21 protein-coding genes are annotated in these 25,876 nt (G+C 68.8%); 12 read left to right on the forward strand and 9 right to left on the reverse strand.

All coding sequences use genetic code 11. From position 1 onward, the window contains the following. The first annotated feature begins 53 nt into the window (after nt 1-53). Nucleotides 54-1,559, forward strand: coding sequence for a leucyl aminopeptidase (locus LOZ83_RS04180; protein WP_236788835.1), 1,506 nt, complete (start codon nt 54-56; stop codon nt 1,557-1,559). A gap of 156 nt (nt 1,560-1,715) precedes the next feature. Here the strand turns inward: LOZ83_RS04180 and LOZ83_RS04185 are convergent, their stop codons facing one another. After that, entirely contained in the window at nt 1,716-2,039 is a 324-nt protein-coding gene (locus LOZ83_RS04185; RefSeq protein WP_236788836.1) for an oxidoreductase, read from the reverse strand. Between the two features lie 190 nt (nt 2,040-2,229). Here LOZ83_RS04185 and lpdA point away from each other — a divergent pair, with 190 nt between their 5' ends. The 4 genes from lpdA to lipB all read left to right on the forward strand — a co-directional run bounded on the left by lpdA (nt 2,230) and on the right by lipB (nt 7,207). After that, complete coding sequence (gene lpdA / locus LOZ83_RS04190; protein WP_236788837.1) at nt 2,230-3,603, forward strand: dihydrolipoyl dehydrogenase; 1,374 nt, start codon at nt 2,230-2,232, stop codon at nt 3,601-3,603. A gap of 54 nt (nt 3,604-3,657) precedes the next feature. Further along, nucleotides 3,658-5,451, forward strand: a complete 1,794-nt coding sequence (gene sucB / locus LOZ83_RS04195; RefSeq protein ID WP_236788838.1) for a 2-oxoglutarate dehydrogenase, E2 component, dihydrolipoamide succinyltransferase — start codon at nt 3,658-3,660, stop codon at nt 5,449-5,451. A gap of 70 nt (nt 5,452-5,521) precedes the next feature. Continuing rightward, complete coding sequence (locus tag LOZ83_RS04200; RefSeq protein WP_236788839.1) at nt 5,522-6,391, forward strand: TIGR01777 family oxidoreductase; 870 nt, start codon at nt 5,522-5,524, stop codon at nt 6,389-6,391. A gap of 78 nt (nt 6,392-6,469) precedes the next feature. After that, nucleotides 6,470-7,207, forward strand: coding sequence for a lipoyl(octanoyl) transferase LipB (gene lipB, locus LOZ83_RS04205; RefSeq protein ID WP_236788840.1), 738 nt, complete (start codon nt 6,470-6,472; stop codon nt 7,205-7,207). A 40-nt stretch (nt 7,208-7,247) separates the two neighbouring features. Here the strand turns inward: lipB and LOZ83_RS04210 are convergent, their stop codons facing one another. Further along, a complete protein-coding gene (locus LOZ83_RS04210; RefSeq protein WP_236788841.1) occupies nt 7,248-8,183 on the reverse strand; it encodes an LLM class F420-dependent oxidoreductase in 936 nt (311 codons plus the stop codon). A gap of 10 nt (nt 8,184-8,193) precedes the next feature. Further along, nucleotides 8,194-8,787: a TetR/AcrR family transcriptional regulator gene (locus LOZ83_RS04215; RefSeq protein ID WP_236789439.1), complete on the reverse strand. Its 594-nt coding sequence runs from the start codon at nt 8,785-8,787 to the stop codon at nt 8,194-8,196. Between the two features lie 129 nt (nt 8,788-8,916). Here LOZ83_RS04215 and LOZ83_RS04220 point away from each other — a divergent pair, with 129 nt between their 5' ends. The 5 genes from LOZ83_RS04220 to LOZ83_RS04240 all read left to right on the forward strand — a co-directional run bounded on the left by LOZ83_RS04220 (nt 8,917) and on the right by LOZ83_RS04240 (nt 13,042). Further along, nucleotides 8,917-9,423, forward strand: coding sequence for a hypothetical protein (locus LOZ83_RS04220; protein ID WP_236788842.1), 507 nt, complete (start codon nt 8,917-8,919; stop codon nt 9,421-9,423). 20 nt (nt 9,424-9,443) lie between these two features. After that, nucleotides 9,444-10,385, forward strand: a complete 942-nt coding sequence (locus LOZ83_RS04225) for an oxidoreductase (protein WP_236788843.1) — start codon at nt 9,444-9,446, stop codon at nt 10,383-10,385. Nucleotides 10,386-10,412: 27 nt separating this feature from the next. Continuing rightward, nucleotides 10,413-11,414, forward strand: a complete 1,002-nt coding sequence (lipA, locus tag LOZ83_RS04230; RefSeq protein WP_236788844.1) for a lipoyl synthase — start codon at nt 10,413-10,415, stop codon at nt 11,412-11,414. Nucleotides 11,415-11,497: 83 nt separating this feature from the next. Further along, on the forward strand, nt 11,498-12,133 hold the full coding sequence (locus tag LOZ83_RS04235) for a DedA family protein (RefSeq protein WP_236788845.1): 636 nt from the start codon (nt 11,498-11,500) through the stop codon (nt 12,131-12,133). Between the two features lie 33 nt (nt 12,134-12,166). Then, nucleotides 12,167-13,042, forward strand: coding sequence for a toll/interleukin-1 receptor domain-containing protein (locus LOZ83_RS04240; RefSeq protein WP_236788846.1), 876 nt, complete (start codon nt 12,167-12,169; stop codon nt 13,040-13,042). Here LOZ83_RS04240 and LOZ83_RS04245 read toward each other — a convergent pair. From LOZ83_RS04245 to LOZ83_RS04255, 3 genes are read right to left on the reverse strand one after another with little or no spacing between them, the layout of a single operon-like run. Beyond that, a complete protein-coding gene (locus LOZ83_RS04245; protein WP_236788847.1) occupies nt 13,039-13,758 on the reverse strand; it encodes a copper homeostasis protein CutC in 720 nt (239 codons plus the stop codon). The two genes, LOZ83_RS04240 and LOZ83_RS04245, sit on opposite strands and share 4 nt — an antisense overlap. A gap of 15 nt (nt 13,759-13,773) precedes the next feature. Further along, nucleotides 13,774-15,681, reverse strand: coding sequence for an acyl-CoA dehydrogenase family protein (locus LOZ83_RS04250; protein ID WP_236788848.1), 1,908 nt, complete (start codon nt 15,679-15,681; stop codon nt 13,774-13,776). Between the two features lie 42 nt (nt 15,682-15,723). After that, on the reverse strand, nt 15,724-16,707 hold the full coding sequence (locus LOZ83_RS04255) for a hypothetical protein (protein WP_236788849.1): 984 nt from the start codon (nt 16,705-16,707) through the stop codon (nt 15,724-15,726). Nucleotides 16,708-16,832: 125 nt separating this feature from the next. Here LOZ83_RS04255 and LOZ83_RS04260 point away from each other — a divergent pair, with 125 nt between their 5' ends. Both LOZ83_RS04260 and LOZ83_RS04265 read left to right on the forward strand, forming a co-directional pair. After that, nucleotides 16,833-17,723 (forward strand): patatin-like phospholipase family protein, encoded by an 891-nt coding sequence (locus tag LOZ83_RS04260; RefSeq protein ID WP_236788850.1) that lies wholly within the window; start codon nt 16,833-16,835, stop codon nt 17,721-17,723. A 102-nt stretch (nt 17,724-17,825) separates the two neighbouring features. Next, a complete protein-coding gene (locus LOZ83_RS04265; protein WP_236788851.1) occupies nt 17,826-19,061 on the forward strand; it encodes an Ig-like domain-containing protein in 1,236 nt (411 codons plus the stop codon). 46 nt (nt 19,062-19,107) lie between these two features. Here the strand turns inward: LOZ83_RS04265 and LOZ83_RS04270 are convergent, their stop codons facing one another. The 3 genes from LOZ83_RS04270 to dnaE form a co-directional block, all read right to left on the reverse strand. Then, nucleotides 19,108-19,887, reverse strand: coding sequence for an SDR family NAD(P)-dependent oxidoreductase (locus LOZ83_RS04270; RefSeq protein ID WP_255823069.1), 780 nt, complete (start codon nt 19,885-19,887; stop codon nt 19,108-19,110). 167 nt (nt 19,888-20,054) lie between these two features. Further along, nucleotides 20,055-21,233: a low temperature requirement protein A gene (locus LOZ83_RS04275; RefSeq protein ID WP_236788853.1), complete on the reverse strand. Its 1,179-nt coding sequence runs from the start codon at nt 21,231-21,233 to the stop codon at nt 20,055-20,057. 977 nt (nt 21,234-22,210) lie between these two features. Further along, a complete protein-coding gene (dnaE, locus tag LOZ83_RS04280) occupies nt 22,211-25,777 on the reverse strand; it encodes a DNA polymerase III subunit alpha (RefSeq protein WP_236788854.1) in 3,567 nt (1,188 codons plus the stop codon). Nucleotides 25,778-25,876: the final 99 nt, after the last annotated feature.

The following is a 25,876-nucleotide window of genomic DNA, read 5'->3' on the forward strand; positions in this document are numbered from 1 at the left end:
CTTATTAGCATGGCGAAGCATCCACATCGTCCGATGCCCGCGAGGAGCCGTACGTGACCCTGCCGAAGTTTGCCCTGTACGAAAACACCGAGACCGCCCTGGGCAAGAGCCGCGCCGAGGCGGTCGTGATCGGCACTCTCCAGGGCGGCAAGGCGCCGGTGCTCGCACCCGGTGCGGAAGCGGTCGACGCGGCGTTCCACGGCAAGCTCGCGGAGGTGCTGGCCACGCTCGGCGCGACCGGCAAGGCCGAGGAGGTCGTCAAGCTGCCGACGCTGGGCAAGCTGACCGCCGGGGTCGTCTACGCCGTCGGTCTCGGCACCGCCGGTGAGGACGGCACGGTGTCGCCGGAGCAGATTCGCCGGGCCGGCGGCGCGGTGGCCCGCTCGCTCGCCGGTACCGCCCGCGCCGTGTTCGTACCGTCCACTTTGGACCTTCAGGCCGCGGTCGAGGGCGTCGCGCTGGGCGCGTACAAGTTCACCGAGTACAAGTCCGATGCCGGTGACGCGCCGGTGTCCGCTGTGGACTTCGTCCAGCCCGCCGACGGCCCGGCCCGCGCGCACAAGGCGGCGCTGAAAGCGGCGACCGCCGTCGCCGAGTCCGTGATCATCGCGCGCGACCTGATCAACACCCCGCCGAACGACCTGTTCCCCGCGTCGTTCGCCGAGCGGGCAAGGAAACTCGCCGAGGACAACGAGCTCGAGTACGAGGTGCTCGACGAGAAAGCGTTGAAGCGCAAGGGTTTCGGCGGCATCCTCGGCGTCGGCGGTGGGTCGTCGCGGCCGCCGCGGCTGGTGCGCGTGACCTACCGGGGCCCGAAGGCCGGCAAGAAGATCGCGCTCGTGGGCAAGGGCATCACGTTCGACTCGGGCGGTATCTCGATCAAGCCCGCGGCGAACATGGACCACATGACCTCCGACATGTCGGGCGCCGCGGCGGTGCTCGCGTCGGTCGTGCTGGCGGCGAAGCTCAAGTACCCACTGGAGGTCACCGCGAACATCCCGCTCGCGGAGAACCTCCCGTCCGGCACGTCGTACCGGCCCGGCGACGTGCTGAACATGTACGGCGGCAAGACGGTCGAGGTGCTCAACACCGACGCCGAAGGGCGCCTCGTGCTCGCCGACGCGATCGTGCGCGCCGTCGAGGACGACCCGGACTACCTGATCGACACCGCGACGCTCACCGGTGCGCAGGTGGTCGCGCTCGGCAACCGCACCGCCGGGATCATGGGCACGGACGAGTTCCGCGACCGGGTCGCGGCGCTCGCGCGGGCGACCGGCGAAGGCGGCTGGGCGATGCCGCTGCCCGACGAGCTGCGCGGCGACCTCGACTCGCGGCTGGCGGACCTCGCCAACGTGACCGGGCACCGCTGGGGCGGCATGCTCGCCGCCGGGATCTTCCTGCGCGAGTTCGTCACCGACGGCCTGCCGTGGGCGCACATCGACGTGGCCGGGCCCGCGTACAACACGGGCGGGCCGTGGGGGTATACGAGCAAGGGCGGCACCGGCGTCCCCGTCCGGACCATCGCGGCGGTCCTGGCGGACATCGCCGAAAACGGCTGAGCGCCCGCCGACCGCAGATCTCGCCGTCCTGAACGTCGGACTCACTGTCCTGAACGTCGGACTCGCTGTCCTGGGCGTACGACTCGCGCGCGCCCCGCGAGTCCGACGCTCGCACCCGCGAGTCCGACGCTCGCGACGGTGAGTCCGACGGTCGGGCTAGCCGTCCGAGCGTTTCTGGCGCTGGGTGTATTCGCGCATGCGCTTGGGGTAGCCCACTTTCGCGACCTCGTACACCGGGATGCCCCGCTTGCGGCCGAAGTGCTGCGCCGCGTCGAGGCTGCCGATCCGGCGGCGGGTCCACTCACCGTCGTGCGCGATGAGCACGACGGTGGTTTCGGTCACCGTCGTCCGCGGCTCCACGTAGGCTTCGACGCCGCGGCGCTCGGCCGCCCACGCCTCCAGATGCCGCGTGTCCCGGTCGTTGGCCCCCCGCAGCGTGCCGGGCCTGCGTCTCCTGCGCAGCGAGTCGAACAGACCCACCGTCCACCACCCCATTTCCAGCAGTTCTCACCAGTCATTATCCCGGTGCTCCGGAGTGCGCCCAGTAACACACCCGGCTACCTCGCAACTCGTAAGTCCCTAGTGACAAGATGATGAGGGTCGCGACGTAATACGACGTTGAACCGAACACTGACGAGCATCGCCGACAAGCTCCTCGAGGAGAACTGAAGTGACCGACGCTGGCGCCGACCTGGTGATCCTTGGTGGCGGATCAGGCGGCTACGCCGCGGCCTTCCGGGCCGCCGAACTGGGCCTTTCCGTGACGCTGATCGAGAAGGACAAGCTCGGCGGGACCTGCCTGCATCGCGGCTGCATCCCGACGAAGGCCCTGCTGCACGCCGCGGAGGTCGCCGACACGGCGCGCGAGGGCGAGCAGTTCGGCGTGAAGACGGTCCTCGAGGGCATCGACATCGCGGGTGTCAACAAGTACAAGGACCAGATCATCTCGCGGCTCTACAAGGGACTGCAGGGACTGGCCAAGGCGCACAAGGTCAACCTCGTCGAGGGCACCGGCACGTACACCGGCGGCACCAGCGTCGAGGTGGACGGCCAGCGTTACACCGGCAAGAACCTGCTGCTGGCCACCGGCTCGTACTCGAAGACGCTGCCGGGCCTGGAGCTGGGCGGCCGGATCATCGCCAGTGAGGACGCGCTGTCGCTGGACTACATCCCGGAGAAGGTCGTCGTGCTCGGCGGCGGCGTGATCGGGGTCGAGTTCGCCAGCGTGTGGGCCTCCTTCGGGGTGGACGTGACGATCGTCGAGGCGCTGCCGCGGCTGGTGCCGAACGAGGACGAGTTCGCGTCCAAGCAGCTCGAGCGCGCGTTCCGCCGCCGCAAGATCAACTTCAAGACCGGCGTCCGGTTCACCGGCGCGAAGCAGGACGACAACGGCATCAGCGTGTCGCTGGAGTCCGGCGAGACCCTCGAAGCCGACCTGCTGCTGGTGGCCGTCGGCCGCGGCCCGAACACCGCGGGCCACGGCTACGAGGAGGCCGGGGTCAAGATGGAGCGCGGTTTCGTGCTCACCGACGACCGGCTGCGCACCAACGTGCCGAACGTGTACGCCGTCGGCGACATCGTGCCCGGCCTGCAGCTCGCCCACCGCGGCTTCGCCCAGGGCATCTTCGTCGCCGAGGAGATCGCGGGCCAGCGGCCGCGCGTGATCGACGAGACGGGCATCCCGCGCGTCACCTACTCGCACCCCGAGGTCGCCTCCGTGGGGCTGACCGAGGCCGCGGCGAAGGACAAGTACGGCGCCGGCGTGACCACGTTCACCTACGACCTCGCCGGCAACGGCAAGAGCCAGATCCTCAAGACTTCCGGCGCGGTGAAGCTGGTCAAGGCGCCGGACGGGCCGGTCGTCGGCCTGCACCTGGTGGGCGACCGCGTCGGCGAGCTCATCGGCGAGGCCCAGCTGATCTACAACTGGGAGGCGCTCCCGGAAGATGTGGCGCCGCTGATCCACGCACACCCGACCCAGACCGAGGCTCTCGGCGAAGCACACCTTGCCCTGGCCGGCAAGCCACTGCACGTGCACAGCTGACACACCTCCGGACACCAGACCACCGCAACAAGATGTAAAGGGAGTCAGCGAACGATGGCCTACTCCGTCACATTGCCGGAGCTCGGGGAGAGCGTCACGGAGGGCACCGTCACCCGGTGGCTCAAGCAAGAGGGTGACACGGTCGCGGTCGACGAGCCGCTACTGGAGATCTCCACCGACAAGGTCGACACCGAGGTCCCGTCGCCGGTCGCCGGCGTCGTGGCCCGGATCGTCGCCAAGGAAGACGACACCGTCGAGGTCGGCGGCGAGCTCGCCGTGATCGACGACGGTTCCGGCGGCGCCGAGGCGAGCGCCCCGGCGCCTGCCGCGCCGGCCCAGCCCGAGCCGGCCGCCGAGCCCGCGCCGCAGGCGTCCGCGCCCGCGGCGGCTCCCGCGCCGGCCGCGCCCGCACCCGCCGCCGCGCCGAGCGGTTCCGCCACGGGCACCCCGGTGACCCTGCCGGAGCTGGGCGAGAGCGTCACCGAGGGCACGGTCACCCGCTGGCTCAAGCAGGTCGGTGACACGGTCGCGGTCGACGAGCCGCTGCTGGAGATCTCCACCGACAAGGTCGACACCGAGGTCCCGTCGCCGGTCGCCGGCACCCTGCTGGAGATCAGCGTCGCCGAGGACGAGACCGTCGAGGTCGGCGGCCAGCTGGCCGTGATCGGCGACGCGTCCGCCGCTCCCGCGCCGTCGGCTCCCGCACCGACGCCCGCCCCGGAACCGACGCCCGAGCCGGTGCGGCAAGCGGCTCCCACGCCGCCGCCCGCCCCGGTGCCGCCGCCCGCCCCGCAGGCACCTGCTCCGCAGCCCGTCGCACAGGCGCCCGCGGCAGCTCCGGCCGCGCAGCCTGCGGCGGCCGAGCCGGCCGACAACGGCAGCGGCCCGTATGTCACCCCGCTGGTGCGCAAGCTCGCCACCGAGCACGGCATCGACCTGGCCGCGCTCACCGGCAGCGGGGTCGGCGGCCGGATCCGCAAGCAGGACGTGCTCGCGGCGGCCGAGGCCAAGCAGCAGGCGGCGGCGCCCGCTCCGGCAGCTCCCGCCCCGGCGGCGAGTGCTCCGGCGCCCGCGGCCCAGCGGCCCAGCGCACCGGCCCCGGTGGCCTCGCCGGACCTCTCGGCGCTGCGCGGCACCGTGCAGAAGGCCAGCCGGATCCGTCAGGTCATCGCGCAGCGCACCCGCGAGTCGCTGCAGACCTCGGCCCAGCTGACCCAGGTGTTCGAGGTGGACGTCACCAAGATCGCCCGGCTGCGCCAGCTGGCCAAGGCGGGCTTCGCGGAGCGCGAGGGCGTCAAGCTGACGTTCCTGCCGTTCTTCGCGAAGGCGACGGTCGAGGCGCTCAAGCAGCACCCGAACATCAACGCGTACTTCAACGAGGACACCAAGGAGATCACCTACTTCGGTGAGGAGCACCTCGCGGTCGCGGTGGACACCGACAAGGGCCTGATCTCCCCCGTGATCCACAACGCCGGCGGGCTGAACCTGGCCGGTCTCGCGCGCGGTATCGCGGACCTCGCGTCCCGCACACGGGCCAACAAGGTCAAGCCGGACGAGCTGTCGGGCGGCACCTTCACGGTGACGAACCTGGGCAGCAACGGCGCGCTGTTCGACACGCCGATCATCAACCAGCCGCAGTCCGGGATCCTGGGCGTCGGCGCGGTGGTGAAGCGGCCGGTCGTGGTGCCCGACGCGGATGGGCAGGACACGATCGCGATCCGGTCGATGGCCTACCTGGCGCTGACCTACGATCACCGGCTCATCGACGGTGCCGACGCGGGCCGTTTCCTCACCACGATCAAGAACCGCCTCGAAGAGGGTCATTTCGAGGACGAACTCGGTCTCTGAGTACCGCCCGAAGGGCCGCTCCGTTTACTCGCGGAGCGGCCCTTCGTCGTCCTGGCGATAGGGTTGTGCCATGCGCGTCCTGGTCGCGGGTTCCCGCGGGCTCATCGGAACTGCCCTGGTCACCGCCCTGGCCGAGGCCGGACACGAGGTGCGCCGGCTCGTCCGCGGCAGCGGCGAGTACACCTGGGACCCGCCCGCCGGCCGCATCGACGACAACGCGCTCAAGGGCGTCGACGCGGTCGTGAACCTGTGCGGCTCGTCGATGGTCAACCGGTGGAGCGCGGCTCGGAAGCAGATGATCACCGACAGCCGGGTCGAGCCGACCGAGGTGCTCGCGGAAGCCGTTGCGGAGTACGAAATCCCGGTCCTGGTCAACGCGTCCGCCGTCGGCTTCTACGGCGATCGCGGGGACAGGGTGCTCGATGAGACCGAGCCGCGCGGCGAGGGTTTCCTGGCGCATCTGTGCGAGGCGTGGGAAGCGGCCGCGGCGCCTGCCAAGCGTGCGGGCGCTCGCGTCGTGCATGCTCGGACCGGGCTGGTGCTCAGCCGCCACGGTGGCCTGCTCGGCGTACTGAAACCGCTCTTCCGGTTCGGCCTGGGCGGACGGCTCGGCGACGGGAAGCAGTACCTGCCCTGGATCAGCGAGTGCGACGAGGCCGGTGCCCTGCGGTTCGTCCTCGAACACGACAGCCTGTCCGGTCCGGTCAACCTGGCCGGCCCCGAGCCCGTGACGAACGCCGAGTTCACGCGCGCGCTCGGGCTGGCGCTGCACCGGCCGGCGCCGTGGCGGGTACCCGCTTTCGCGCTGCGGCTCGCGCTCGGCGAGACCGCCGACGAGATGGCGCTGGTGTCACAGCGCGCCGTTCCCGCCGCGCTGCGCGACGCCGGTTACGCGTTCATCCATCCCACGGTCGATGCCGCGCTCGCGGCGGCGCGCTGAGCCGTCCGCGCGACCTGTGGCGCGGGTCCCACCGGGATCCGTATCTCAACGATTCCGCACCGGCGTAGCCTGCGTCTTGTGAGCGTTTCCTCTTGCCGCGCCGGCAGCGAGCCGGTCGACGTCCGGCCCATCGGCGTCATCGACTATCTCGAAGCCTGGGAGCTGCAGCGGACGTATCTCGCCGCCAGAGCCGACGGCACCGGGCCGGACACGATGCTGCTGCTGGAGCACCCGTCGGTGTACACGGCCGGCAAGCGGACCGAGGAGGCGGACCGGCCGGTCGACAGCACCCCGGTCATCGACGTGGACCGCGGCGGCAAGATCACCTGGCACGGTCCCGGCCAGCTGGTCGGCTACCCGATCATCAAGCTCGGCGACCCGATCGACGTCGTGCACTACGTGCGGCGGCTGGAAGAGGCGCTGATCAAGGTGTGCGACCAGTTCGGGGTGCACACCGGCCGGGTCGAGGGCCGCAGCGGCGTGTGGGTGCCCGCCGACGAGCGCGGGCCCGAGCGCAAGATCGCCGCGATCGGTATCCGGGTGCAGCGCGGGGTCACGATGCACGGCTTCGAGCTGAACTGCAACGCCGACCTGAGCGCGTTCGGCAAGATCATCCCGTGCGGGATCCGCGATGCCGGCGTGACTTCGCTGTCGTTCGAGCTGGAGCGGGAAGTCACCGTCGAGGAGGTCCTGCCGCTGGCGCGCGACGCTGTGCTGGCCGCGCTCGACGGCGAGCTGCCCGTCAGCGACGACCGCTGGCTCTCGCGGCCACCGGCGCCGCGGCCGTCCACCGCCACTTTCGCTTTGCAGCCATGAGAAAACGGCCCGCCCGAAGCGTTCGGGCGGGCCGCCCCGCTCAGTCCAGTTTGGACATGACCTCGGCCGCGATCAGCTCGAGGTGGTCGAGGTCCGCCAGGTCGAGCACCTGCAGGTAGGCCCGGCTGACGCCGGCCTCCTCGCGGAACCGGCCGATCTTGTCGAGCACTTCCGCCGGGGTGCCGGCCAGCCCGTTCTGCTTCAGCTCGCCGACCTCCCGCCCGGTCGCCGCGGCCCGGCGCGCCACCTCGGCGTCGTTCGCGCCGACCGCGACGGTCTGCGCGATGGAACGGGTGATCTCCTTGGGGTCGCGGCCGATTTCGCGCGCGGCGGCGTCCACCCGGTCGAACTGCACCTGGGCGCCCGACGGATCGACCCACGCCGCGTTGAACTCGTCGGCGTAGCGGGCCGCGAGCGCGGGCGTGCGCTTCTTGCCGGCCCCACCGATGATCACCGGCGGGCGCGGGCTCTGCGCCGGCTTCGGCAGCGCGGGCGCGTCGGCGAGCTGGTAGTAGTCGCCGTCGAAGCTGAACGTCGCACCCTCGGCGGTCTCCCACAGGCCGGTGATGATCGCGAGTTGCTCGGCGTAGCGGTCGAACCGCTCCTTCACCGGCGGCAGCTCGATGCCGTAGGCCTTGTGCTCCGCCTCGTACCAGCCCGCGCCGAAGCCGAACTCGACCCGTCCGCCGGACATCTGGTCCACCTGCGCGACGGAGATCGCGAGCACCGACGGGTACCGGAAGGTGGCCGAGGTGACCAGGGTGCCGAGCCGGATGCGCGAGGTCTCGCGGGCGATGGCGCCGAGCGTGACCCACGAGTCGGTCGGGCCGGGCAGCCCGGACCGGGTGCCCATGGTGAGGAAATGGTCGGAACGGAAGAACGCGTCGAAACCGGTTTCTTCGGTCTTCTTGGCTACGCGCAACAGGTCGTCATAGCTCGCCCCCAGCTGGGGCTCGGTAAAGATCCTTAGGTCCACGGGCCCCAGACTAGTCAGTCCGCCGGACCCGGGTGAGCAGCTGCAGGATCACCGTCTCGACCTGCTCGCCGACCTTCTCCGGGTCGGGTGAACTGGCGATTTCCGTTGCGGCGGCGGACAAAGCGCCGAACAGCAGGCGGGCGGTGATCTCCACCGGCACGCTGTCCACCTCGCCCGCCTGGATGAGATCCTCGAGGCTCGCCAGGATCAGCCCGAAGCTCGCGCGGTTCTCCGCCTCACGCCACCGTTCCCAGCCCATGACGACCGGGGCCTCGTGGATGACGATGCGCTGGTACGCCGGGTCGAGGCAGCTGGCGATGAACTGGCGAAGCCCGGCCAGCGCGCGCTCCCACGCCGTTTCGGGGCGGCGCATGATCTCGCCCAGCTCGCTGTGCACCCGGCTTTCCACCTGTGCGAACGCAGCTTCGAAAAGCGCCTGCTTACCGTTGAAATGGTGGTACAGCGCACCTTTGGTCACCCGTGCCCGCCGGGCGACCTCGTCCAGCGAAGTGCCCGCGTATCCCCGTTTGGTGAACAGTTCGACAGCACTGTCCACCAGGGCGGATCGCGTGGACTCCGAATAGTCGAGTCGCCTGGACCGCATTGTCGCCACCGACACAGCTTACGCCAGACCACCTTTCACATACCCGTGGTATGTTGTCGGTGTCGGCGCCATACCGACAGTATGCGGCCGACTCAGGGTATGCACAGGGTCACGGAAGGGGACTGACCCATGGGCTGGAACGACTTCTACCAACGACGAGACATCGCCGACGCGGTACTGCGACAGGCCGCGCGCGATCCACAGGCACCGTTGCCGTTCACCGAAATCCCTGGCGCGGCCGAGGTTTTCGGCACTGAGGAGCAACTACTCCTCGCACTCCGGTACCGCTGGAGCCGCCTGCTCAGCGGGTATCTCCGCAGCGAGTTCGAAGACGAGACCGGCGATCAGGTCGAGGCGGTAACCCGCGTGTGGAACCGTGCTGTGCGCCGGAATCGCACCCTGCGTGCGGTGCTCGACGCGCACGTCGAGGACTATCCCGAGCCGCGCCGGATGCACGAGGCCGAGCAGCGGATGCTGGCCGTCGCGGCGGGTCTGGCCGACCCGGGCGAGCCCGTCGAGGAGCTGGACAAGGTCGGCCGCGCGTTCGCCGCATTGCTGCGGCACGGGCCGGGTCTGGAGGCACCACGGCGCAACCCGTTCGGCCACCTGCTGAGGATGCTCGCGCCCACAGCCTGAAATGTAGTTAGCTAAGCTACATGTCGAAGTGGACGTACGCGGATATCCCGGACCAATCCGGGCGCACGGTACTGATCACCGGCGCGAACTCGGGACTCGGGCTGCAGAGCGCGAAAGTCCTTGCCGGCAAAGGAGCGCGGGTGCTGCTCGCGGCCCGCTCCGCCGAACGTGGTGAGCAGGCGCTGAGATCCGTCGAGGCCGTCGCCGAGACGAAACCCGCGCTGATCGGACTCGACCTGGCCGATCTCCGCTCCGTCCGCAACGCCGCCGCCGAGGTCCGCGAGAGCACCGGTGACCGGCTCGACGTGCTGATCAACAACGGTGGCGTGATGGCCACGCCGCTGGGCCGCACCGCCGACGGGTTCGAGCTGCAGCTCGGCACCAACTACCTCGGCCACGCGGCGCTGACCTGGCTGCTGATGCCCGCGCTGCGCGGCGGCGACGGCGCCCGCGTCGTCACGCTGACCAGTGTCGCCGCGATCGGCGGCAGGATCGACCTGCACGACCCGAACTACGAGCACCGCCACTACAACCCGGGCGCCGCGTACGCCCAGTCGAAGATCGCGAACCAGACGTTCGCCATGGAACTGGACCGGCGCCTGCGGGCGGCCGGGGAGGATGTCGTCAGCGTCGCCGCCGCACCGGGCTACGTCGGGACCAACCTCTTCCCGAACATGGTCGCGGCGTACTCGAACCCGCTGGCCCGGGCGGCGCTCTCCGGGGTGCTGAAGCTGGGTGCCGCGCTGCTCTCGCAGAGTGTCCAGAACGGCGCGCTGTCGCAGGTCTACGCCGCGACCGCGCCGGGGGTGCGCGGCGGCGTCTACCTCGCCCCGGCCCGCATTCAGATGTGGGGCCGGCCGTCGACCGTGCGGCCGCTCGCACCCGCCCGCGATCATGCGGCGGGGGCCGGATTGTGGGCGCTGACGGCGAAGTTGACGGGCGTCACGCCAGACCCGGCATAAAGGTCACCTGGGCGTACGCTGGCGATCGTGACTGTTGTGCCTGAAGGTCGGAAGCTGCTGCGGCTCGAGGTCCGCAACGCCGAGACCCCGATCGAGAAGAAGCCGTCCTGGATCAGGACCCGGGCGAAGATGGGGCCGGAGTTCACCGAACTCAAGGGCCTGGTCCGCCGCGAGGGCCTGCACACCGTGTGCGAGGAAGCCGGCTGTCCCAACATCTACGAATGCTGGGAAGACCGCGAGGCGACGTTCCTGATCGGCGGCGACCAGTGCACGCGGCGCTGCGACTTCTGCCAGATCGACACGGGCAAGCCCGCCGCGCTGGACATCACCGAGCCGCGCAAGGTCGCCGAGAGCGTGCAGGCGATGGGCCTGCGCTACTCGACCGTCACCGGCGTCGCCCGTGATGACCTGGAGGACGGGGGCGCGTGGCTGTACGCCGAGACCGTGCGCCAGATCCACGAGCTCAACCCCGGCACCGGTGTCGAGCTGCTGATCCCCGACTTCAACGCCGAGCCCGCGCAGCTCGCCGAGGTCTTCGCCGCACGACCCGAGGTGCTGGCGCACAACGTCGAGACGGTGCCGCGGATCTTCAAGCGGATCCGGCCGGGCTTCCGGTACGCGCGTTCGCTGGAGGTCATCACGAAGGCGCGCGCGGCCGGGCTGGTGACGAAGTCGAACCTGATCCTCGGCATGGGCGAGACGCCCGACGAGGTCGAGCCCGCGATGCGGGACCTGGTGAACGCCGGCTGCGAGATCCTGACGATCACCCAGTACCTGCGCCCGTCGGTGCGCCACCACCCGGTCGACCGCTGGGTGAAGCCGGAGGAGTTCGTCGAGCATTCGGCCGTGGCCGAGTCGCTCGGTTTCGCCGGGGTGATGGCGGGTCCGCTGGTGCGCTCGTCGTACCGCGCGGGCCGGTTGTACGCCCAGACGAAGCGGCACCGTGGTGAGCCGCTGCCGGAGAACCTGGCGCACCTGGCCGAGGCCGGGCCCGCCGCGCAGGAGGCCGCGAGCCTGCTGACCCGCTGATCTCAGGGTTCGTCCCGGAGGCCCCTTCCCCGCCGCTCGCGTACGTTGGGCGCTACGGCGACAAATCGGACAGGGGAGCGCGTGTGGTCACCGACATCCTGAACTGGCTGCAGAACCTGCCGCAGCCGGCGCTGGTCGGCGCGACCGGCCTGCTGGTGTTCCTGGAGTGCACCATCGGGCTGGGTTTCCTCGCGCCCGGTGAGTCGGGCCTGCTGGTGGCCGCGACGACGGCGCACACGGTGCCGCGGTTCCTGATCCTGTGGGGTGTGGTGACGGTGTGCGCCACGCTGGGCGACACGATCGGGTACGGCATCGGGCGGCGGTGGGGGCCGCGGCTGCGCGAGACGAAGCTGATCCAGCAGCACGGTGTGGACGCGTGGGACCGGGCGACCGGCATCCTGCACCGGCGCGGCGCGTGGGCGGTGTTCTTCGCGCGGTTCCTGCCGGTGATCCGGACCCTGACCCCGGCCGCCGCGGGCACGTCGGGCCTGGCGTTCCGGAAGTTCCTGCCCGCGTCCTTCGCGGGCGCCCTGTCGTGGTCGGCGCTGCACATCAGCATCGGGGTGGCGCTGGGCGAGGCGGCGAAGAAGCTCGAAAGCGCGATGAGCACCGGCGGGTTCATCGTGCTGGCCGTGTTGGCGGCCGCGGCGGTGTTCTTCTTCCTCCGCCGGCGCAAGAAGCGCGCGGCCACAACGGAAGACACCGAGTCGAAGGTCTAGGCGAGCCTCGACCTGCCGGAATACGAGTACGACGTGGCAGTCTCTTTCGCGGGCGAAGATCACGACTTCGTCAAGGATGTCGCACGAAAGCCGCAAGGCCACGGCGTCAGTGTCTTCTACGATCAGAAAGCCCGTTATGCGATTCTCTTCATCTCGCGTCATTACGCCGAGAAGAGGTGGTCGAGTTACGAGAGAAAGGCCTTCCGAGTCGTCGGCACAGATGGAATAGTCGAGGGAGTCCTTGCCAAACTGGGGTCTACGCGGACCGAGACCGCGTCTCGATTCGACGGAAAGGTCCCGAGGACCACCGACGCCATGAACCTATTGCTGACGGAACGCCCACCCGCTTGGGAGTATCTACCGTACGCGGCGGTGCTCCGGCAAGGAATGGATTCGCTCGAGGACCGGTCTCACGACTACCTGCTCGAGTACGCTCCTCGTCGCGACGAGTACTTCGACTCGGAGAATGTCTACGAAATCCTCAAGAACAATTTCGGCGCTCTCGATCGCATCATCAACGCCTTCAACAGGGTGTTCTCGGAAGACGTTCAGGAGCGGGCCTTCGGCAGACCAGGCGAAGCAGGAGACCCAGATCGGATAATCCATCTCGGGCGCCGGTTTTCCAGTGTATACGAGGAGTTGCTGGACTTCGCCAGCAAGCCGCGGTCGATGGATATCGGAGATGACAATTTGCGGACAGCCGCCCAGGTTCAGGCTCGCTGGGTTGGCCAGCCGTTGGATGCCTTGAGGTCCTTCGTCGACGACTTCGTTCGTGAGGCCGATACGATCTCCGCAAGGCTTGCATCCAGCGAACCCATCAACATTGAAATGACGGTTGTTCTGACGTTGGACTCGACCTTGACCGAAGCGATGGTCAAAGCTCTGGAACGGTATCTGCGCAGGCGCTAATCCCGCGCCGCACGCGCCAGTTCGATCAGTGCTCGGGAGGCGTCCTCGTCCAGGAGGGCGTGTGTGCCGTAGTCCACGGCGGACGGGGCGGCGGGGGCGGGACGGCGCGGGGCGGCGTGCAGGTCCCGGACGCCGGTGGCCTCGGCGATCGCCAGGGCGTTGTGGGGGCGGATGCCGCCGCAGGCCATGACTGCGAGTTCGGAGCCGGCGGCGGCGACCATCCGCCGCAGTACGGGCACGCCGTCTTCGGCGCGGGGCGCGGCGCCGGAGGACAGCACGCGCCGCACCCCCAGGGACGCCAGGACCTCAACCGCCGCAACGGGATCGCGGCAGACGTCGATCGCGCGGTGGACCGTCACCGGAAGCCCGTCGGCGGCGGCGATCAGGTCCGCGAGGACCGCGGTGTCCAGGTCGCCCCGGGTGTCGAGGGCACCGATCACGACACCCGCCGCACCGGAGATCGCCGCGTGCCGGACGTCGGTCAGCATGGCGTCCACTTCGGACGGTGCGTAGGTGAAACCGCCTTCCCGGGGCCGGATGAGGACGTGCACCTGCGCCCGGTGACACCGCGCCAGCACCGCCGCGAGCAGGCCCGGGCCCGGCGTCAGACCGCCGAGCGCGCCCGCCGAACAGAGTTCGATCCGGTCCGCGCCCAGCGCGTCCGCCGCGACCGCGCCGTCAACGGTGTCGGTACTGAGTTCGATCCGCAGAGCCACCGGCCGATCATAGGGTCAGCCGGTCACCCGCCGGTGCACCGACTTCTCCGCCGACTCGCCCGTCCGCCACTCCGAGATCCACGGGCCGGTGCCCTCACTCGGGTCGAGCACGCCCTCCTCCAACCATTCGTACCGTCCATTGAGGACATTCGCGGCGAGCTCCTGCGCCTCGTCATCGGTGTTGTCCCACAACGCATCGAACAGCGCCTCGACGCGCAGCCGTGACTGCCGGCAGAACACGTCCGCCAGCTCCCGCGCACTGTCGGTGTCCTGCATTCGCGCGCGCACGCAGGTCGCGGCCATCGCGAACAACTCGGCGCCGATATCGACGATCCGGCCCAGGAAACCCTGCCGCAGCTGGAGCGCCGCCTGCCAGCGCGCCATCCCGTAGAACGTCGAACGGGCGAGCTTCCGCGCGCTCCGGTCGAGATAGCGCAGATGAGGCGCGAGCACCCCGAACTCGTGGAACGACGTCGGCACGTTGCCCTTGCCGGTGACCAGCTGCGGCAACCACTTCGCGTAGAAGCCACTCGCCTTTGCCGCCGCCTTCGCCTTGTCCCGCGTGGTGGCGTCGATCTCGGCCAGCGCGCCCGCGGCCGCCAGGTGTGCGTCGACGGCCTCACGCGCGATGAGCAGGTGCATGATCTCCGTGGAGCCTTCGAAGATCCGGTTGATCCGCAGGTCCCGCACCAACTGCTCGACGCCGGCCGCCCGCTCGCCGCGGGCCGCGAGCGACGCCGCCGTCTCGTAGCCACGGCCACCCCGGATCTGCAGCAGCTCGTCGGCGACCTGGCACGACATCTCGCTCGCCCACAGCTTCGCGAGCGCGGCCTCGATCCGGATGTCGTTGCGGCCTTCGTCGCTCATGTGCGCGGACAGCTCCTGCACGGCCTCCATCGCGTACGTGGTCGCGGCGATGAACGAGATCTTGTTCGCCACGGCGGCATGCTCGGCGATCGGCTTGCCCCACTGGACCCGTTCGGCCGACCATTCCCGCGCGATCTTCAGGCACCACTTGCCCGCGCCCGCGCACATCGACGGGATCGACAACCGGCCGGTGTTCAGTGTCGCGAGCGCGATCTTGAGTCCCCTGCCTTCGCCGCCGACGACGTTTTCCTTGGGCACCAGCACTTTGTGGAACCGGGTCACGCCGTTTTCGATCCCGCGCAGGCCCATGAACGCGTTGCGCCGCTCGACGGTGATGCCCGGGCTGTCCATCTCGACGATGAAGGCCGTCACCCCGCCGCGGTGCCCGGCGGACTTCGGGACGCGGGCCATCACGACGACCAGTTCGGCGACCACCCCGTTGGTGGTCCACAGTTTCACGCCGTCCAGCTCGTAGGCCTCGCCGTCCTCGGTGGGCACCGCGGAGGTCGCGAGCCGGGCCGGATCGGAGCCGACGTCGGGTTCGGTGAGCAGGAACGCGGTGATCGCGCCGTTGGCGCACCGGGGCAGGAACTTCGCCTTCTGTTCGGGAGTGCCGGCGAGTTTGAGCGGTTCGGGTACGCCGATCGACTGGTGCGCCGAGAGCAGCACGCCGAGCGTCGGATGCACCGAGCCGACGAGCATCAGCGCCCGGTTGTAGGCGACCTGCGTCAGCCCGAGGCCGCCGTACTCCCCGGGGATCTTGATCCCGAAGCAGCCGAGCCTGGCCAGCCCCGTCACGTACTCGTCGGGGACCCGCGACTCGCGCTCGATGACGCCGCCGTCGATCGTCGCGCAGTACTCGCGCAGCCGGCGGAGGAAGTCGTCGGCCTTCCCGGCGGCCTCCGGCGTCGCGTGCGGATGCGGGTGCACCAGGTCCAGCCGGAACCGGCCGAGGTAAAGCTCCTTGGCGAACGAGGGCTTGCTCCAGCCGGCCTCCCGGGACTCCTCGGCCAGGGCACGCGCCTCTCGTTCGGTCACTTTCGGTTGCGTCGTCACGGGGCCTCCTCGACGTCGGCGCCAAGAGCTGTGTGAGGTGTGTTACCCCCGGGTAGCGACCGGCAAACCCCTCCGGCGAAAGGTCGCATTCGCCGTGACCGGAAATTCGGGCATGCCGATCACCACATCGCCAAGACGCGGCTCGCCCTGTACCCAGATGCGCCGGTGAAACCAGATGGCCGTGTACAGATCCAGCGGGCAGTCCTCGATTTCGACGTCGACAGGGCCGATTTCCGGCAGTACCGCCCAGGCCCGCACCCAGGGCTCGTCGTCTTCGGTGAAGTCGGCGTCGCCAACGGCGCCCGCCACCGCACGCCAAGCACGCGGCTCCGGCAGCTTGGACCGTAACCGGCGAGCCCAGAGCGCGAGAATCACGAGCGGAACGAGGACGAGCGCATACACGAAGATCGCCTCTCCGGTCTCGCCCGGCTCTGGCGGAGCGGCGATCGTGCCGGCAACCACCGCCAGCAGGGCCGCTGCGAAGAACGACGCGACCCCCGCCACTACATGGAACTTCGTGTGGCTCCCGCGGACCACCGGCTCGGGCCTGGCCACCCGCCCTGCCCAGTGCCCGGCCCTGGCGAGCCACGGCCGCCCGGATCGGTCGACACGAACGGCCGTGTAGCCGCGCGCAGCGCCGGCGAGCCAGACACGACCGGTCCGCGCGATGACGTTGCGGACGTGACGAGGCATACCGCACAAGACATAAACCGCGTCCCCGGCCACGATTCGGTTGCCGTGCAAGGCGACGTCGACCGGCCGCCACCGGTCCCGGAGCAACGGCTCCAGCAGCCTCGCACACCGGATGTACCGGCGCCGCCAGATCGTCCATCCGGTCCAGGCCGCAACTCCCGCACACACGCCGATGACGTCGGTCGTGGCGAACCCGAACACCGCGTGCAGGCCGGCCAGGACCACGATCCAGCCGAACCCCCACCACGGCACGGTTCCCCGGGCACGCAGATGCGCGAGGTGCAGGGCGGTGCTGTCACTCTCGCTCGCGGGAATGTGCGTCAACGGGATCATGGTGATGAGAAGGCTAAACGGGACGACCACCCCCGGCGATCGGATTTCCGTCGCACTCCTCACGACGAATGGCCGTACCCGGAAAGCCGAGAGACCATGGGCATCGAGGGGAGAGGGGAGGTCCCATGTCCGACGTCGTACTGCCCCGGCCGGTGGGGTTCGTGTTCGGCGGTGGCGGCAGCCTCGGCGCGATGCAGGTCGGCATGCTGCGCGCGCTCGACGAGCACGGCATCCGCGCGGACCTGGTCGCCGGCACCTCCGTCGGCTCGCTCAACGGCGCGGTGCTCGCCCACGAGCCGGACGACGCCGTGCGCCGGCTGCCCGAGATCTGGTCGCACATGACGCGGCACGAGGCGTTCCCCGGTGGCGTGTTCGGCCAGGTCCGCACCCTGCGCCACGCGAAGACCCACCTGTTCCCCAACACCGGCCTCGCCACGATCATCCGCGAGCACCTCGGCGAAAGTACGACGTTCGACGACCTCAAGCTGCCGTTCGGGGTGGTGACCACCGACGTCGACACCGCCGAGCCGCGGCTCATCCGCTCCGGCGAACTCCTGCCCACCCTGCTGGCCAGCGCGGCGATCCCGGGCATCTACCCGCCCGTCGAGGTCGACGGGCGGCTGCTCTACGACGGCGGCCTCGTCGCGAACGTGCCGATGCGGCAGGCCCTGAGCATGGGCGCGCGATCGCTCGTCGTGCTCGACTGCGCGTTCCCCGGCCAGATCCCGTCGCCGCCGCACACCTTCGCCGAAGTCCTGATGTACACGGCGATGATCAGCATGCGGAACCAGGCCGTGCTCGAAGCGCCGATCGCGGCCGCCGCGGTACCGGTCGTGTACCTGCCGGGACCGGTACCGGTCCGGTTGAGCCCACTGGATTTCAGCCATACCGCGCAACTGCGGACCAATGCCTACGAAGCGGCCCGGCGATATCTCGACGAGCTGGTCGTCGAGGGGCCCGGGCTTTACGGTGGACCGGGTGTGAAGATCCTGTCAGGCACCGAAAATGGCACGTGACACACGCCACTCTGCAACAACAAACCTCGTGGTGGGCCGTCTTGAGTAGCGCGGTAGTTTGAAGCCCGGCTGCCCTTCCGACCTCCACCAGAAGAGACTTTGATGTTCTTGAACAAGCCTTTACGTCCTTCCGGCAGATTGGGTTCCGGCATCCTCGCCGGACTCCTGGTGAGCGTGCTCGCGCTTTCGGCGTGTACCTCCGGCGATTCGAATACGGGTACCAACACAATTCCCGGAAGTACGCCGGTTTCGTCGGAGGCCGGCGCGGCGGTGACCGTGTCGATCGAGCCCGCCGCCGACGCCACGAACATCAGCCCGACCACCCCGATCGTCGTGAAGGCCGCGGGCGGCACCCTCAGCGACGTCACCGTCACGAACGCGGCCAAGGGCACGAAGGTCAAGGGCTCGCTGTCGGACGACAAGACGACGTGGACTTCGAGTGACGTCCTCGGTTACGGCGCGAAGTACTCGGTGGTCGCGCACGCTGCCGACCCGTCGGGCAAAAGCGTTGAGCAGCAAAGCACTTTGAGCACGATCGCACCGGCGAAGCAGGCGAACGCGAACCTGATCCCCGCGCCGTCCACGGTCGCGCAGACCGGGGTCGGGGTCGGCCAGCCGATCGTGTTCCAGTTCAGCTACGCGGTGAAGAACAAGGCGGCGGTGGAGAAGCAGCTGTCGGTGAAGTCGAACCCGCCGCAGCAGGGCAGCTGGTACTGGATCGACGACAAGAACGTGCACTACCGCCCGAAGGACTACTGGCAGGCGGGCACGACGCTGACGGTGAGCGCGAAGATCTACGGGGTCGATTTCGGCAACGGCGTGTTCGGCGCGGAGGACCGCACCGAGACTTACCACGTGCACGATTCGTGGATCGCGAAGGCGGACGGCAACACCGAGCAGATGCAGATCTTCCACAACGGGCAGATGGTCAAGTCGATGCCGATCTCGATGGGCAAGGACGCCACGCCCACCCACCTCGGCCCGCACGTCATCTCGTTCAAGTCCGCGAACTACACGATGGACTCGTGCACCTACGGCGTCTGCCCGCCCGACCCGAAGGCGTACCGGTCGGACGAGAAGTTCTCGAACCGCATTTCCAACGACGGCGAGTTCGTGCACGAGAACCCGAACAGCGTTGGCGCGCAAGGAAGTTCGAACGTGTCGCACGGTTGCATCAACCTCAACGAGGCGAACGCGACCTGGTTCTTCGACAACATGGGCCTCGGTGACGTCGTCGAGGTGACCAACTCGGGTGGCCCGCCGCTGCCGGTCTGGGACCTCTACGGCGACTGGGCGTTGTCGTGGGACCAGTGGCAGAAGGGCAGCGCGCTCAGCTGAGCGTTCCGGCTCACCGTGGCGGGCCGCCCGCCACGGTGAGCCGGAATCAGCCGACTGTCGGTGGCAGGTGGATGACCTGGTTCAGACCGCCGTCGACCGTGATGGCCGCGCCGGTGACGTAACTGGCTTCGGGGCTCGCCAGAAAGGCGACGACAGCGGCGATCTCCTCGGGCGTGCCCGTGCGGCGCATGGGCACGTGCCCCGCGTACGCCTCCATGGCGCCCGGGATCTCCCCCACCGGACCGGTCATGCCGGTCGGATAGATCACGCCGGGGTGCACCGTGTTCGAGCGGACACCGTCGGCGGCGTGTTCGATCGCGATGCTGGCGCTCAGGCTTTCGGCGGCACTCTTGGCCGCGCCATAGGCGGGCTGGCCGTAGTTGTTGTGCAGCGCGTTGGACGAGCCGATGTTCACGATGTTGCCTTTGGTCTTCTTCAGGTGCGGGATGGCGGCCTTGGCCGCGTAGAAGACCGCGCTCGCGTTGACGGCGATCATGTCCTGCCAGGTCTGTGCGTCCAGCTCGGCGAACCGGCCGACATCGCTGGCGCCCGCGCAGTTGACGAGCACGTCCAGCCGGCCGAATTCCTCGGCCGTGCCGTCGACCAACGCGATGACGGCGGCCTGGTCGCGGACATCCACGACCCGCTCGACGATCGCGCCGCTTTCAGGCGCCTGCTTCGCCGTCCGGCTCAGTTTCTCCGCATCCCGCCCGGCGATGACGACCGTCGCGCCCTCCTCGGCGAACCGCAGGGCGATCGCGGCTCCCATGCCGGATCCACCCCCGGTGACCAGGGCGACGTGGTCGGCAAAACGATTGAACCCCATGAAACTGCCTCTTCCCGCCACTGTGGGCCCGGGCACGAAGCCGAGCCGGTGGATGATCTTCCCGGTGGTCTCGACCGTACTGAACGCGATTCCGGCGCGGGGCCATCAGTTCCCTCGTGTGCCTGATCTGCCGCCCGGCGAGGCACCATCGAGCCGACGCCGGCCGGCTAGTCCGCCACCGCGTGGCCGTGGGTGGCGATGACCGTCGTCGCGACGAGGGCGGCGACCACGAGCGCCGCGAGGTAGACCGGCAGCGGCGTGAACGACACCACCACCACGAGCACCGCGGCCACCGGGTAGCCGATCGCGATCGGGCGGCAGGCGTTGCGCGGCCCGACGTGCAGCAGCCACACGCTGAGCAGGTACAGCGCGATCGGCACGGTGAGCGTCAGCGCGGTCCCGACGCCACCGAGATGGCTGGCGTGCGTGTCGTGGTCGATCACCAGCTCGAGCCCGACCCCGACGGCCGCGGCGGAACCGAAGATCACGTAGTGCCCGTAGCCCCAGACATAACCCTGCGTCGCCGTGGCCATCCGCACGTGCGCCGGCTGGTCGAAGTACAGCCACCACATCGAGAACACGATCACCACCCCGGCGATCCCGACCGCGACCAGACCACCCGCCGAATGCCCGCTGCCCAGCGCCTCCTGCAGCGCGTTGCTCGCCGCGAGCACCGACTCGCCGAGCACGATCAGGGTGAACAGCCCGTACCGCTCACCGATGTGGCGCGGATGCCAGCTCGTCGCCGCGGCCCGCTCGGCCCACACCGGCACCAGCAGCTCGGCCGCCATCAGCACGAGAAAACTCGGGTAGAACCACGACTCCGGCACGGCCAGCCGCAGCAGCCAGCCCACCTGCACGAGCGTGATGCCGAGCGCGTACCGCAGCGCGGCCGGGCGGCAGCGGGGCTCCTGCCTGGCCGCCCGCAGCCACTGCCCGACCATCGCGAGCCGCATCAGGACGTAGCCGGCCACCATGATCGTCAGGTCGCCGTGCCACGCGTCGGACACCCCCGCCGCGACCACGAGCGCGCCCACGATCTGCACGAACGTCGCGATCCGGTACGGCATGTCGTCGGTGTCGAAGGCCGATGCGAACCAAGAGAAGTTGACCCAGCCCCACCAGATCGCGAGGAACACGACGAGGTAGGAGGCAATGCCGTGCCCGACTTCGTGCTCGGCGAGCGAATGGTGCAGCTGCCCGGCCACCGCGCTCACCGCGACCACGAAGCACAGGTCGAACAACAGCTCGAGCGGCGTCGACGCGCGGTGCTTCTCCGAGCGGTCGCGGGCGATCATCGGCCGGTACCAGACCCGGGTCCGCCGCAGCGCGGGCTCGTCAGACATCTCGGCTCCTCGGTCAGGGGCAGGACGTCCGACATCCCATCACGAGCAGCGCTTTTGGGCCCGGGTGGGCTCGGCTCCCCCTATGTGCGAGCCCACCCGGGCGGTGCCTTCGCGCCGCTGCCGAACGGTCCCCCGCGGACGCCGACAACGGCGCCGAGAAATGAGCGTTTGTGGTCCCGTGGACTACTACGACTCGTCAGGCTGGTGGACCCATCCCCGGACCGCCAACCGGACCGCCACTTTCCGTAGCGAATCCCTCGAAGTGAAGGCCCGACCAGGTTTACCCGGTTGCTCTCAGTAGCGCTACTGAATTGGGTGGTGCATCACTCAGATGGAGCAGAGAGTGTGACTTACTGTAGTTGATTGGCCGAGCGCTGTGTTTGTCGTGGGTGGAGTTCGGCTATGGCTGTCCATGCCGCGGACACTAGGCAGGGCGGTGGGTGATCACTGGCTGAGGCTGATCATCGTGAGCTTTCGGCACTATTGGGAAGGAAGTCCGCCTGGGAGGGCTGGTGCGAGCGGCGGACTGGGGGGCGACGGAGAGTGATCGAGTCCCTCCATGCCGAGTGGGGGGCTTGCTTGGCGGTGGTGCTGTTTGGTGGTTCAGGTGGGCACCTTGGGGGCGCCACCGCCCCGAGCCCGCGAGTGTCTAACGGTCGCCACGCCGCGTCAAGGCGGGAAAGCGTGCCTTGACACGGCGTGTCGACCGCTAGGGCGGCGGGGATCGGGGTGATGGCTGCGGAGTGGACAGCTGTCTGGCGACTTTGTTGCCGGGTGCCGTTTTGTGGGTGGCGGGTCGCGTTGGGTTTGGTGCCGGGTGCCGTTTTGTGCGTTGGCGACTGTCTGGCGGCTCTGTCGGCGAGTGCGGGTTTCGCGGTGGCGGCTGTCTGGCGGCTTTGTCGCCGGGCGCGGATTCGTGGTTGGCGGGCGCGTTGGGCTTGTCGGCGGGTGCGGTCGGTTGTGCCTAGGCGCGGCTTTTAGGTGCCTGCGGTGATGCCTGGGATGCCTTTCAGCTCTCCCATGAGCATGCTGGTCACCTTGACCGGGTAGTCGTAGAGCGCGAAGACGGTTTCCCGCTGGCGGCCGATCAGCTTGAGGCGTACGGGGGTGTCGCCCTTGTGTGCCAACAGGGTCTGCTTCAGCTCACCGACCACGCTCTTGTCCAGCTTGTCCGCCGAGCAGTTCAGCATCAGCGGCGGGTCATCCTCGCCGTTGCCGATCTCCGACAAATCCAACGGTACGAGACCACCGCCGAAGACGGACATCTTGTCTTCGCGCCAGTTCACCCGGCCCTTGACCAGAACGGCGTTGTCCTCCACCAAATCCGCGGAGAACATCACGTACGACTTCGGAAAAAACAGCACCTCGAGCGAGGCGTCCATGTCCTCCACAGTGCAAATCGCCCAGGGCTCGCCCTTTTTGTTGACCCGCCGCTCCAGCGACGTGATCAACCCCGAGACGATCAGCTCGCCTTCCTTCGGCGGGTTGTCCAGGATCGCGGCGATCGGCCGGGGGGCGTGCTTGCGCAGGATCCGCTCGGCGCCGTCCAGCGGGTGCGCCGACACGTACAGGCCCAGCATCTCCCGCTCGTACGACAGCAACTGCTTGCGCGGCCACTCTTCCTCGCCGAACTTCAGATGCGCCAGCGGCGACGACGAAGACGCGGCGGCCTCATCTTCCCCGCCCGAACCGAACAGGTCGAACTGGCCCATCGCCTCCTGCCGTTTGAGCGGCACCACCGCTTCGACCGCGTCTTCGTGCACCTGGATCATCGACAACCGCGTGTTGCCGAGTGAGTCGAAACCGCCCGCCTTGATCAGCGATTCCAGCACGCGCTTGTTGCAGGCCACCAACTCCGACTTGTCCAGGAAGTCGGTGAACGACGAGTACTTGCCCTTCTCGTCACGCGTCTTGATGATCGATTCGACGACGTTCGCACCCACGTTGCGGACGGCGCCCATGCCGAACCGGATGGCGTCCCCGACGGCGGCGAAACGCTGGCCCGACTCGTTCACGTCCGGCGGCAGCACCTTGATCCCCAGCCGGCGGCACTCGGACAGGTACACCGCCGACTTGTCCTTGTTGTCTCCCACCGACGTCAGCAGCGCGGCCATGTACTCCGCGGAGTAGTTCGCCTTGAGGTACGCCGTCCAGTACGAGACCAGGCCGTACGCGGCCGCGTGGCTCTTGTTGAATGCATACCCGGCGAACGGGAGAATGGTGTCCCACAACGCTTTGATCGCGTCATCGGAGAACCCGTTCTCCTTCATCCCGCTGTGGAAACCCTCGAACTCCTTGTCGAGGACCTCCTTCTTCTTCTTGCCCATGGCGCGGCGCAGCACGTCCGCGCGGCCCATCGAGTACCCGGCCACCTTCTGGCCGATGTGCATGATCTGTTCCTGGTAGACGATCAGGCCGTAGGTGTCGGCCAGGATCTCCTTCAGGGGCTCTTCCAGCTCGGGGTGAATCGGCTTGACCTGCTGCCGGTTGTTCTTCCGGTCGGCGTAGTCGTTGTGCGCGTTCATGCCCATCGGGCCCGGCCGGTAGAGCGCGCCGACCGCGACGATGTCGTCGAACACCGTCGGCTGCATGCGGCGCAGGAGATCCCGCATCGGCCCGCCGTCCAGCTGGAACACGCCGAGCGTGTCACCTCGGGCGAGCAGCTTGTACGTCTCGGGGTCGTCGATGCCCAGGGTGTCGAGGTCGATGTCGACCCCGCGGTTGGCCTTGATGTTGTCGATCGCGTCACCGATGACCGTCAGGTTCCGCAGGCCCAGGAAGTCCATCTTCAACAGGCCGATGGCCTCGCACGACGGGTAGTCCCAGCCGGTGATGATCGAGCCGTCGTCCCGCTGCCACAACGGAATCGCGTCCATCAGCGGCTCGCTGGACATGATCACCGCACAGGCGTGCACACCCGCGTTGCGGATCAGGCCCTCGATACCGCGGGCGGTGTTGAAGATCGTCGAGACCTCTTCGTCGGTCTCGACGAGCGTGCGCACCTCCGCCGCTTCGCCGTACCGCTCGTGCTGCGGGTCGACGATGCCAGACAGCGGGATGTCCTTCGCCATGATCGGCGGCGGCAGCGCCTTGGAGATCTTGTCCGCGATCGAGTAGCCCGGCTGGCCGAAGTGCACGCGCGCGGAGTCCTTGATCGCGGCCTTCGTCTTGATCGTGCCGAACGTGATGACCTGGGCGACCTTGTCGGCGCCGTACTTCTCGGTGGCGTACCGGATCATCTCGCCGCGGCGGCGGTCGTCGAAGTCGATGTCGATATCGGGCATCGACATGCGCTCGGGGTTGAGGAACCGCTCGAACAGCAGCTTCTGCGGGATCGGGTCCAGGTTCGTGATACCCAGCACGTACGCGACGAGCGAACCCGCCGCGGAACCACGGCCCGGCCCGACCCGGATACCCACCTGGCGCGCATGGTTGATGAGGTCGGCGACGACCAGGAAGTAGGCCGGGAAGCCCTTCCCGATGATGACCTCGAGCTCCATCTCGATCCGCTCGGCATACCCCTCGGGGGCACCGTCCGGGAAGCGCCACTTCAGGCCGCGCTCCACCTCGGCCCGCAGCCAGGACGCCTCGTCATGCCCTTCGGGCACGGTGAAGACGGGCATCCGGTCCTTGTGGGTGTACACCTCGTCGTACGACTCGACACGCTCGGCGATCAGCAGCGTCGAGTCCGCCGCGCCCGGGACCTCGGAGTCCCAGTACTCGCGCATGTCCGCGGCCGACTTCAGGTAGTAGCCGTCACCGTCGAACTTGAACCGGTTCGGGTCGTTCAGGGTCTTGCCCGACTGCACGCAGAGCAACGCCGAGTGCGAGTCGGCCTGGTCCTTGGTGACGTAGTGCGAGTCGTTCGTCGCCAGCGGTTTGAGGTCGAGCAGCTTGCCGACCTCGATCAGGCCCTCCCGCACGGACCGTTCGATCGGCAGGCCGTGGTCCATCAACTCGAGGAAGAAGTTGTCCGCGCCGAAGATGTCCTTGTAGTCCGACGCCGCCTGGAACGCTTCGGCCTTCTGGCCCAGCCGCAGCCGTGTCTGCACCTCGCCCGACGGGCAGCCGGTGGTCGCGATGATGCCCGCCGCGTTCTCCGCGATCAGCTCGCGGTCCATCCGGGGCTTGCGGTAATAGCCCTGCATGGAGGCCACCGACGACAGCTTGAACAGGTTGCGCAGGCCGGTCGCGTTCTGCGCCAGCATCGTCATGTGGGTGTACGCGCCGCCGCCGGAGACGTCGCCGCCCTCACCGAACTCGTCCGCGCCACGCTGGTTCGACTGGCCCCAGAAGACGGGCTTCTTGGTGAACCGCGACTCCGGCGCGATGTACGCCTCGATGCCGATGATCGGCTTGAGCCCGGCCTTGCGGGACTCCTGGTAGAACTGGTCGGCGCCGTACATGTTGCCGTGGTCGGTCATCCCCACCGCCGGCATGCCCAGGCGTTTCGCCTCCGCGAACAGCGGAGCGATCTTCGCCGCACCATCGAGCATCGAGTACTCGGTGTGCACATGCAGGTGAACGAAGGAATCGTTCGACACCGGCGAAAACCTCCCCATGACGGTACTGCGCGACCCTGGACGGCCAGCCTAGCTCGCGGCACCGACAGTTTCGCGAAGGCGTGCCGGGCGTCCCGGGGA

The sequence above is a fragment of the Amycolatopsis sp. GM8 genome, assembly GCF_021653975.1.
GTDB lineage: Bacteria > Actinomycetota > Actinomycetes > Mycobacteriales > Pseudonocardiaceae > Amycolatopsis_E.

Excerpts from the sequence above, each read along its gene's own strand:
- LOZ83_RS04200 (WP_236788839.1), top strand. The coding sequence starts at position 5,522 with ATGCGCGTCCTGGTCGCGGGTTCCCGCGGGCTCATCGGAACTGCCCTG.
- LOZ83_RS04270 (WP_255823069.1), bottom strand. The coding sequence starts at position 19,887 with ATGGGGTTCAATCGTTTTGCCGACCACGTCGCCCTGGTCACCGGGGGT.
- LOZ83_RS04275 (WP_236788853.1), bottom strand. The coding sequence starts at position 21,233 with ATGTCTGACGAGCCCGCGCTGCGGCGGACCCGGGTCTGGTACCGGCCG.
- sucB (WP_236788838.1), top strand. The coding sequence starts at position 3,658 with ATGGCCTACTCCGTCACATTGCCGGAGCTCGGGGAGAGCGTCACGGAG.
- LOZ83_RS04225 (WP_236788843.1), top strand. The coding sequence starts at position 9,444 with ATGTCGAAGTGGACGTACGCGGATATCCCGGACCAATCCGGGCGCACG.
- LOZ83_RS04265 (WP_236788851.1), top strand. The coding sequence starts at position 17,826 with ATGTTCTTGAACAAGCCTTTACGTCCTTCCGGCAGATTGGGTTCCGGC.
- LOZ83_RS04255 (WP_236788849.1), bottom strand. The coding sequence starts at position 16,707 with ATGATCCCGTTGACGCACATTCCCGCGAGCGAGAGTGACAGCACCGCC.
- LOZ83_RS04260 (WP_236788850.1), top strand. The coding sequence starts at position 16,833 with ATGTCCGACGTCGTACTGCCCCGGCCGGTGGGGTTCGTGTTCGGCGGT.
- LOZ83_RS04220 (WP_236788842.1), top strand. The coding sequence starts at position 8,917 with ATGGGCTGGAACGACTTCTACCAACGACGAGACATCGCCGACGCGGTA.
- LOZ83_RS04215 (WP_236789439.1), bottom strand. The coding sequence starts at position 8,787 with ATGCGGTCCAGGCGACTCGACTATTCGGAGTCCACGCGATCCGCCCTG.